Here is a 9970-nt window from a genome sequence, read left to right as displayed (position 1 = left end):
AAAGATATTTTAACATATTAATGCTTTAAAATACTCGTTTAATTCTAATAAACTTGTTTGATAATAATAAATAAACACACCATTTAAAAATGCACAATTGATTTACCTAATTGTGCATTCGTTTAAATAGATGAATATTATGGTTTGAATTTACATAAATGCATTAAAGAATCCTCTTAACCCTCCAAAAACAGAAAAAATCAGTAAGAGCAATAATAGGACAAACACAATTCTTGATAAGATGTAGTTTTTAAGTGTTTTATTCGTTTTAGGATCTAATATGATGATAATGAAAATGATGACATTTACTAGTGGTATTGCCATTAGTAGCCAATAAAGCCACCAATCTAAAATAGATAATTGCGCTTTTTGAAACATGACTTACCTCCTATACCTTTATATTACTAAAATTATACCATAATAAAAAATATATAAAAAGGCTATTTCTAGCCTTTTAATAGTTTACGAACTTCACTAATAAAATAAAGACTACCCGTAATGATTAATAATTCTAAATCCGAATCCGGTTTTGCTTCTTTAAAAGCTTCCTTAAAGTCTTTAATCGAACGTTTATTTTTATGGTTTGAAAGGTCATATAATGTTTTAGCTTTTTCACATCTTGGATAATTAATTTCAGTAAATATTATTTCATCTACTTCTTTTTCTAACATGCTTAGCATTGGACTATAATCTTTATCAGCCATTACAGTGAAAAGAGATTTAACATGGCGTTCAGGATAATAAGCTTTTACAGTATTTAAGCACGCTCTTAAGCCTTGCTCATTATGTGCACCATCAATAATAATATTACCAAAAACTTCAAATCTACCTGGCCAAAAGGCTTGCTTGATTGCTCTAATCATGCCAGCTTTTGTGACGGCAAATAAGTTATCGTGATGTAATGTGTACGCGGTTAATACTGCTAAAGTCGCATTGTATACTTGATGAATCCCTGCCATGTTCAATGTAAAATCCATACCTAAAAAGGTAAATGTCGTTGGTAGTCCCAAATGAAGGTTTTCAATCGGATAATCCTTAAGATGAATATATTTACTGTTTTTTGCTTGCGTTGTGGCTTCAAATAAAGGAAATAGTTCTTCTTGGTCCACACTTGTTATAAGCGGTATATTTTCCTTTACGATTCCAAGTTTATTTTTGGCGATTGAATCTAGTGTTTTACCTAATATATTCATGTGATCATAACCAATGTTTGTGATAACACTCGCAACTGGTAATATGACATTTGTCGCATCTAAAGTACCACCAAGTCCTACTTCTACAATTACAATATCAGGTTGTTTATCTTTAAAATATAGAAAACTCATTAATGTAACAAGTTCAAAAAATGATATTTGATCATTTTCTTTCGCTAAATATTGTTGATCAAAGTCGTAGATAAAATTAATGTAATAAAGCAGTTCATCATCACTAATCTCTTCGTTATTTAATGTGATTCTTTCATTAAATCTAACTATGTAAGGACTTGTATAAGTTCCCACACTGTAACCAGATTCTAAATAAATTTGTTTTAAGTAAGTAACGGTCGAACCTTTCCCGTTAGTCCCACCAACGTGAATACTTTTAAAAGTGTGTTGGGGATAATCTAACATTTCACAGGCTTTTTCCATACGCACAAGATCGTATTTGTCTCCAAAACGGTGTACAGACTCAATCCATTTTTGTGCTTCTTCTAAATGTTTAAACATGATTTTTTAATTCCTCTATACGTAATAATACGTTTTGATATTGTTTTTGATAACTAGAAAGTTTTTCTTTTTCTGCCTCAACTTTAAATGTTGGGGCTTTTTCAATAAAGTTCGGATTACTTAACATGGCCTCCGCTCTTTTGATTTCTCCTTCTAGTCGCTTTAATTCTTGCTGCTGTTTAGTAAGTTCTTCTTTAATATCTACTAAACTACCTAGTGGAATATATATGTTGAGATTTGGTAAAACACTTGAAATTACTTCTTCTTTTAAAATGATTTTTTCTTTAATTTCCAGTGCTTCAGGATTTAAGAATTTTTGTAATAAATTAATCTGATTGTTGAGTAATGCTTGAATTTGTGTACTAGCTTCAATATAAATATCAATTGGCTTACTTGGTGCAACTTGATATTCATTTCTAATATTACGCGATTTCGTAATTAAGTTTTGAATGATATTAAATTGCTTTATACTTTCAGTGTTTCTAAAACCATATCCCTTTGGCCAGTTTGAAATCATAATAGAATCAGCATCTTGATTTGGTAATTTCAAGAATATTTCTTCAGTTACAAACGGCATAAATGGATGCAATAATTTCAATATATCTTTAAGAATATTTGCCATGATAATTTTTGAAGTTCTTTTAGCTAATTCATCATTTGATTGGAAAGTAACTTTACTAACTTCGATATACCAACTCGCAAAGTCATCCCATGCAAATGTATACAAACTTTTTGCAGCTTCACCAAACTCAAATTTATCATAGTTTTCATTTACAGTTTCAAGTGTTTCTTCAAAACGACTTAATAGCCACTCATCACTTAATGATAAATCAGCATGATGTATAGTAAAATCTTCGATTTTTTCATCTTCATATTGCATCAGTATGTAACGAGAAATGTTCCATAATTTATTAATGTAGTTCCAACTTGATTCTACCTTCTCAATTTCAAAACGCAAATCTTGTCCTGGCGCAGAGTTTGTGGTTAAAAAATAACGTAATGTATCCATACCAAACTGTTCTTTGATATCCATAGGATCCACACCATTGCCTAAAGATTTACTCATTTTTCTACCTTGTTCATCACGAATTAATCCGTGAATTAAAACGTGTTCAAACGGGGTTTGATCTGTAAATTCTAGTCCTTGAAAAATCATACGAGCAACCCAAAAGAAAATAATGTCATACCCAGTTACCATTGTTTGTGTTGGATAGTAGCGCTTAAAATCTTCAGTTTCGTTTGGCCAACCTAAGGTTGAAAAAGGCCAAAGTGCGGATGAAAACCAAGTATCTAATACATCTTCATCTTGAACAAACCCTGCGGGCGGATTTTTGCCTACATAAATTTCTTCACCTTTATAATAAGCAGGAATACGGTGTCCCCACCATAACTGTCTACTGATACACCAGTCTTGAATATTTTCCATCCAGCGTTTAAAGATTTTTTCAAAACGTGCTGGAATAAAATTTGCGGTTGATTCAATGAGTGATCGATCGGCTAAAGGTTTCATATCTACGAACCACTGCATTGAAAGTCGTGGTTCTACGATAACACCAGTACGTTCACTGTGTCCGACACTATGCTTAAGTGTTTCAATTTTAGTCAATAAGCCTTTTTCTTTTAAATCATTAACTAGTGCTTTTCGGCATGCAAAACGTTCCATGCCTTCATATTGAAAAGCCATATGATTCATTTTGCCATCTTCTTCCATACATAAAGGCATAGCTAAATGATGTCTTTCACCGACTATAAAGTCATTTGGATCATGTGCAGGGGTTACTTTTACTGCACCTGTTCCAAATTCTCTATCAACATAATCATCTTCAATAATTGGAATTAATACATTGGTCCCAGGAATATATACTTTTTGTCCTACATATTTTTTTCGTTTCTCATCTTCTGGGTGAATCATTAATGCGGTATCTCCAAACATCGTCTCAGGACGTGTGGTTGCAATAAGTAAATAATCACTTTTATCTTCTAACATATATTTGAAATAATAAAATGCACCTTCAATTTCTTTGTGCTCTACTTCAATATTACTTAAAGCGGTTTTCGCTTCAACATCCCAGTTGATAATGCGTTCTTTCCTGTAGATTAACCCTTTTTGATAAAGACGAATAAATACTTCATTAACAGCTTCATTTAAACCTTCATCTAATGTAAAACGTTCTTTATCATAATCAACACTTACACCAAGTGCTTCCCATTGCATGCGAATAAAACCGGCATATTCTTCTTTCCAGTTCCATGCTTCTTCTAAAAATTTCTCACGCCCTAAAGTATAGCGATTAATGCCTTCACTTTTTAAACGTTCATCAATTTTTGCTTGAGTGGCAATACCCGCATGATCCATTCCAGGTAAATATAATGCATCATATCCTTGCATTCTTTTTTGTCTGATAATAATATCTTGTAATGTATTATCCCAAGCGTGGCCTAAATGAAGTTTACCAGTGACATTCGGAGGTGGTATCACTATCGTATAAGGTTCTTTAGATAAATCTCCACTTTTAAAATAACCTGCATCACGCCATATTTTATAGCGCCCAGCTTCTACTGTTTTGTGTTCATATTTCTTTGATAACATATTAAAACCTCCTTAATAATAAAAAAATCCTTAACAAATTTGTTAAGGACGAATAATCGCGGTACCACCTTAGTTCTAGTTTATTAAAAAACTAGCGCTTAATGCCTTAACGCGGACAGACGGATTTAACTACTTTATTCATTAAATCTACTTCTAGGTGACTTTCAATAAACCTTTATACTAGTTTCCACCAAACACTAGTTCTCTATCATCAAAAATTTATTTACTCTTCCTATGCATTGTATTTACATAAAGTGTATCATAAGGCAATGGCTTATTCAACACTAATTTTCTAACATATTAAAAATTTTACTTACGATATGTTCTTTGTTTAATTTTGTTATTGCAGAAAATAATATAATCTCAGTATCACCAGTTAGTGTGAATTCTCTTTTGGTAATCCCGAGTTGTTTTTGCTGTTGATTGTTAGATAATTTATCTGCTTTTGTCATGATAATAGAAAATGGAACATTTATAAACTTTAGAAAACCGACCATTAAATGATCATGTTCAGTTGGTGCATGTCTACTATCAATGAGTAAAAATATATGCTGTAAAGTTGTACGTGAACTTAAATAGGTTTCAATCATTTTTCCAAAAGCTTCTCTTTTACGTTTACTTACCTTTGCATAGCCATATCCAGGAACATCGACTAAGTAAAATGCATCATTAACTAAATAAAAGTTCAATGTTTGTGTTTTCCCTGGATTAGAGGAGATATACGCAAAGTTTTTTCGATTTAAAAGCGTATTAATAAATGAGCTCTTCCCTACATTACTACGACCAAGTAAAACGAACTCAGGTAAATTCGTTTTTGGATAATCTTTTTCTTCTACTATAGTAATTGGTTTTTCTACGGTTTTAATCATCGTTTTCTCCTATAAAAATAGGTAGGCAATCAATTGATTGCCTACATGTATTATTTAAGCTTTTAATATATGGGCAATGATTTCATCAATCGTTTCTACTGGAATGATTTCTAAGTTGTTTTTAACATCATCAGGTATTTCATCAATATCACGACTGTTTTGTTTTGGAATAAGTACTTTTTTGAGTCCGCTTCTATGGGCAGCGATGGCTTTTTCTTTTAATCCACCGATTTGAAGGACACGTCCTCTTAAAGTAATTTCTCCTGTCATACCAATAGCATGATCAACTTTTTTATGTGTAAACGCACTAATTAATGCCGTTGCGATAGTGACTCCTGCACTTGGACCATCTTTTGGAATTGCCCCCTCAGGTACATGAATATGCACATCTGATTCGTCAAATAGTTTTTTATCAATACCATATTTTTCATGATTTGCACGGATATAAGAAAGCCCAGCTTGAGCTGATTCTTTCATAACATCACCAAGTTGCCCTGTTAAAACGAGTTTTCCGCTACCTTTGTAATAAGCAACTTCAACTGGTAATGTATCGCCACCAAATTGTGTATATGCAAGTCCAGTAACTACACCAATTTGATCTTCTTTATCTGCTTGATTATTTGAAAACTTAGGTTTTCCTAAGAAATCTTCAATATTATCAACAGTAATGCTTACTTTTTCAACTTTATCACCAAGGATTATTTTGATTGATTTTCTAATAATTGAACCAAACAATCTATCTAATTGGCGAACACCCGCTTCACGCGTATAATCTCTTATCATTTTCATTACAGCTTCATCTTGAACGCTGAATTTTTCAGGATCTAGTCCGTGTGAATTTAATTGTTTGCGAATAAGATGTTTTCTAGCAATATTAAATTTTTCAATTTCTGTGTAGCTTGATAGTTCGATAATTTCCATACGGTCTCTTAGAGGCGCTGGAATGTTACCGAGGTAGTTTGCGGTTGCAATAAATAATACTTGGCTTAAATCATATTGGTCTTCTAAATAATGGTCACTAAAACGGTGATTTTGTTCAGGGTCAAGGACTTCTAACATAGCAGCACTTGGATCCCCTTTATAATCGCTACCTAACTTATCAATTTCATCAAGTAAGAATAGCGGGTTAATAACTTTCGCTTTTTTCATTCCTAGTAAAATTCGTCCAGGTAATGCCCCTAAATAGGTTCTTCTATGACCGCGTATTTCAGATTCATCTTTAATCCCACCAAGGGATTGTTTAACAAACTTACGGTTTAATGCCATTGCAATGGATTGAGCAAGTGATGTCTTTCCAACCCCAGGTGGCCCTACTAAGCAAAGAATCGTTTGTGGGTTTTTACCAGTTAATAATTTAACTGCCAAATATTCTACGATACGTTCTTTTACTTTTTCTAATCCAAAATGGGTCTCTTCAAGTGCTGCTTCAGCTTTTTTAATATCAGTTTCATCACTGCTTTGTTCATGCCAAGGCAGTTCAATTAAAAACTCTAAATATGTACGAATAACACCACTCTCACCGCTTGCAGCAGGGAGTGTTTCGTAACGTGATAACTCATATAAAGCTTTTTCTTCAATGTGATCAGGCATTTTTTTCTCTAATATTTGTTTGCGAAGTTGTTCAATCTCTGATTCTTTTTTAACTTTGTCGCCAAGTTCTTCTTGAATAGCACGTAGTTTTTCACGTAAGTAATATTCACGTTGATTTTCATCAATATTTTTCTTAACCGTACGATTAATTTTATCTTCGATTTCACTCATATGACGTTCTTTTTCAATGTCTTGAAGTAAATAGTTTAAACGCTCAACAATGGATGCGGTTTCAATATACTTATACTTATGATTTTCAGATATTTTAAGATTGCTTGCTAAAATATCCGCAAGTTTATCACTTGAGACTCCTTGTTGAATTGCTTCAATAGATTGTTTTGGATTGTTTAAAATATTTTGCGCGTTTTCCATCACCTGTTTTACAATCATTCTAACTAATGCGATTTCTTCATCAATATCCTCTTGAATGGCAGGTTGTGTTTCAAATGATGTTGTGTAAAATGGTTTGACTTGATCGTAATTATGAATTTTCGCACGAACAACTGGATCAAATTTAACTTTAAAGTTTCCGTTTGGCAGTTTAATTTTAATACCAATTTTGGCGACCACACCATAGCTTAACATATCTTCTGGTTGTGGATCTTCTATCATCGGGTTTTTTTGGATGAGTAAAATGACATAATTATTATGATTACGTTCAGCTTCTAAAAGCGCGGTTTTACTCGCAGTTCGTCCAACTTCAGTACGAACGTCTGTATGAGGAAAAGGCGCTAAGCCACGAATCGCGATACTAGGCAATACGCCTTGTGTTTTCTTGTTTGCATCAAACATAATGTTTCACCTCTTTTTTTAAGCTAATAGTCTACTTATAATATACTCTATTTTAGCGATTTATACAATCAAATCGCATAGTGCAACTTGCCTATATTATAATGGATTTCAGTTTAACTATAAAACAATATGTTAAAAATTATATTGTTTATTTTACTGGTTGCAAGATTCCTTGTTTAATTAATAATTCTAACGCTTTTGCAACCCCTTCTTCTTGATTGGTAAATGGGGCTAAAAAAGTTGCCGATTCCATGGCTTTTTTAGAACCGTTTGGCATCGCAATACTTAAGCCTACACTGTTTAACATTTTAGCATCATTATCGTTATCCCCAAAAGCTAATATTTCATCAAGTCCAATGTTTAAATGATTCGCTAACATTCTAACAGCATTCCCTTTGTTTGAATTTTTAGGTAACACATCTAAGAAGGTGTCTTGACTTCTAGTCACATAGGCATCAGGATGATTAATATATTTTTTATAATAGTGATCAAATGTTACCTCATCTTCGATGATTAACAATAATTTATACGACTTTTTTTGACTTAAATAGTCAAAATCGTTTGTAATTTTTATATTAATAAATACTTCTGGATACATCTGATTCCATTGCTTATAAAAAGCAACACGCTCTTCGCTGTTCGCGTAAAAAATATTATCTGAATAAAAGATATAGGCTAAGTTATTATCTATAGCATCTTGTAAAATTTCACTTTGCGCCTCTTCATTAAGCATTGCTTCATGAAGGACTTCTTTTGATCTGAAATTTTTAATTAATGCCCCATTGTTTGCGATAACAGGTAATGTAATATCTAATGCATTAACATAAGGCAACATTAAAGGTTCAGCGCGCCCACTCGCTAAAGTGACTAGGATCCCCATCTCTTTTAGTTTGGTTATCATCTTTAATGTAAAAGGGGTGATAACTTTATCATCATTTAGTAATGTGTGATCTAAATCAAAAACTATACATTTAATCATTGTATCCATCCTTTTAAAAAAGCACTTCAAATGAAGTGCTTTAAAGTATTATTTTGTTACAAGTGAATCTACTAAGAAATCTATTGTTTTTCTAAATACAACCTCTTGTTCCATGGCACTTTCATTCACTTGAGAACGGATTTGTTCAACATCCATATTGTATTGAGTTGCTAGTTCAGCATATTTGGTTTCGATTTCTTCTTTAGTTGCTTCGATATTTTCTTTTTGAGCAATCGCTTCAATGGTTAAGTTATAACGAATTGAACGACTTGCTTGATCTTCTAATTGATTATCAAATTGGTCTTTATCTAATCCTGATAATTGTAAGTAGGTATCTAAATCAAGACCATATTGTTGTGCTTGACGTTTGATGTTATCAATTTGACGATTTTTTTCTTCTTGTATCATTTCTTTAGGAATATCGATTTTAGCATTTTGAGATGCTTGATCTACCGCAAAGTCAACGGCTCTATTTTTACTTGCTTCTTCTTTTTCGGTTTTAAGGGCTTCAAGCGTATCCGCTTTTAAAGCGTCTACAGTTTCAATGCCTTTTTTATCTAAATCTTTAACGAACTCATCAGTTAACTCAGGAACTTGTTTAACTTTGATTTCATGTAATTTGACTTTAAATAAAGCATCTTTACCTTTTAGATTTTCTGCTTGGTATTCCTCTGGGAACTTAACATTAATATCTTTTTCTTCTCCAGTTTTCATGCCAATCATTTGATCTTCAAATCCAGGAATGAATTGTCCTGAACCAATGATAAGTTCATGGTTTTCAGCTTTTCCACCTTCGAATGCTTCTCCATCAACAAATCCTTCAAAATCAAATACAGCGGTATCTGTTTGTTGAAGATCACCGTCTTCTTTTACAATAAGTTCAGCGTTTTGTCCTAGAATTTGATTGATTTTTACATCTAGTTCTTCATCAGTTACCTCGATAGAATCACCTTCAAATTCAAAGCCTTTATATTCACCTAATTCAACTACAGGTTTAACTGCTACTGTTGCTGTATAAGTGAAGCCTTTTCCTTTTTCTACTTTTGTAATATCTAAATCGATTTTCGGTTGGGCAACTACTTCAATTTTCTCACTCATAATTACATCAAAATAGGTTTCTTGAATAACATGATTAAGTGCTTCTTCGTATAACGGTTCTACACCTTTGTGTTGTTCGAACATCTTACGTGTTACTTTACCTTTTCTAAATCCCTTGATTTCTACTTCGTCTTTAATTTTGTCAAAAGCATGATCAAGGCCATGCTCAAGTTGGTCTGCTGAGACTTCAATTTCGATTCTTACTCTTGAATCGGATAATTGATCTATTTTTGCCATAATATAATTACCTCCTAAGATTAATCCTGTTTTATTATAACATAATGGTTATTTTTGTAAACTAGTATACTAAAAAAGACAAAACTCTTTATTTATAGCGATTATTTCA

7 protein-coding genes and 1 other annotated feature are annotated in these 9970 nt (G+C 32.4%); all 7 genes read right to left on the bottom strand.

The annotated features are described in order from the left end of the window. Positions 1-150 precede the first annotated feature (150 nt). A complete protein-coding gene (locus ACHAJD_RS09430) occupies positions 151-378 on the bottom strand; it encodes a hypothetical protein (protein ID WP_435585619.1) in 228 nt (75 codons plus the stop codon). Positions 379-446: 68 nt separating this feature from the next. Beyond that, positions 447-1706, bottom strand: a complete 1260-nt coding sequence (locus tag ACHAJD_RS09425; RefSeq protein ID WP_435585618.1) for a bifunctional folylpolyglutamate synthase/dihydrofolate synthase — start codon at positions 1704-1706, stop codon at positions 447-449. Then, positions 1699-4296 (bottom strand): valine--tRNA ligase, encoded by a 2598-nt coding sequence (locus ACHAJD_RS09420; RefSeq protein ID WP_435585617.1) that lies wholly within the window; start codon positions 4294-4296, stop codon positions 1699-1701. Before ACHAJD_RS09420 ends, ACHAJD_RS09425 begins: the two co-directional genes overlap by 8 nt. 41 nt (positions 4297-4337) lie before the next feature. Beyond that, positions 4338-4545, bottom strand: a binding site (T-box leader). Between the two features lie 35 nt (positions 4546-4580). Then, positions 4581-5165, bottom strand: a complete 585-nt coding sequence (gene yihA, locus ACHAJD_RS09415) for a ribosome biogenesis GTP-binding protein YihA/YsxC (RefSeq protein WP_435585616.1) — start codon at positions 5163-5165, stop codon at positions 4581-4583. Positions 5166-5219: 54 nt separating this feature from the next. Next, positions 5220-7547 (bottom strand): endopeptidase La, encoded by a 2328-nt coding sequence (gene lon, locus ACHAJD_RS09410; RefSeq protein ID WP_435585615.1) that lies wholly within the window; start codon positions 7545-7547, stop codon positions 5220-5222. Between the two features lie 148 nt (positions 7548-7695). Beyond that, positions 7696-8526 carry a Cof-type HAD-IIB family hydrolase gene (locus ACHAJD_RS09405; RefSeq protein ID WP_435585614.1) on the bottom strand — a complete coding sequence of 277 codons (831 nt, stop codon included), beginning with the start codon at positions 8524-8526 and terminating at the stop codon, positions 7696-7698. Positions 8527-8574: 48 nt separating this feature from the next. After that, complete coding sequence (gene tig, locus ACHAJD_RS09400) at positions 8575-9861, bottom strand: trigger factor (RefSeq protein WP_435585613.1); 1287 nt, start codon at positions 9859-9861, stop codon at positions 8575-8577. Positions 9862-9970 lie beyond the last annotated feature (109 nt).

This window comes from Liberiplasma polymorphum, from assembly GCF_043951795.1.
Taxonomy (GTDB): Bacteria; Bacillota_I; Bacilli_A; order Izemoplasmatales; family Izemoplasmataceae; genus Liberiplasma; species Liberiplasma polymorphum.
Note: the sequence above shows the minus strand (reverse complement) of the source record. Positions and strands in the feature narration are given on the sequence as shown.

Coding starts and splice junctions, on each gene's coding strand:
- ACHAJD_RS09430 (WP_435585619.1), bottom strand. CDS start 378: ATGTTTCAAAAAGCGCAATTATCTATTTTAGATTGGTGGCTTTATTGG.
- ACHAJD_RS09425 (WP_435585618.1), bottom strand. CDS start 1,706: ATGTTTAAACATTTAGAAGAAGCACAAAAATGGATTGAGTCTGTACAC.
- ACHAJD_RS09420 (WP_435585617.1), bottom strand. CDS start 4,296: ATGTTATCAAAGAAATATGAACACAAAACAGTAGAAGCTGGGCGCTAT.
- yihA (WP_435585616.1), bottom strand. CDS start 5,165: ATGATTAAAACCGTAGAAAAACCAATTACTATAGTAGAAGAAAAAGAT.
- lon (WP_435585615.1), bottom strand. CDS start 7,547: ATGTTTGATGCAAACAAGAAAACACAAGGCGTATTGCCTAGTATCGCG.
- ACHAJD_RS09405 (WP_435585614.1), bottom strand. CDS start 8,526: ATGATTAAATGTATAGTTTTTGATTTAGATCACACATTACTAAATGAT.
- tig (WP_435585613.1), bottom strand. CDS start 9,861: ATGGCAAAAATAGATCAATTATCCGATTCAAGAGTAAGAATCGAAATT.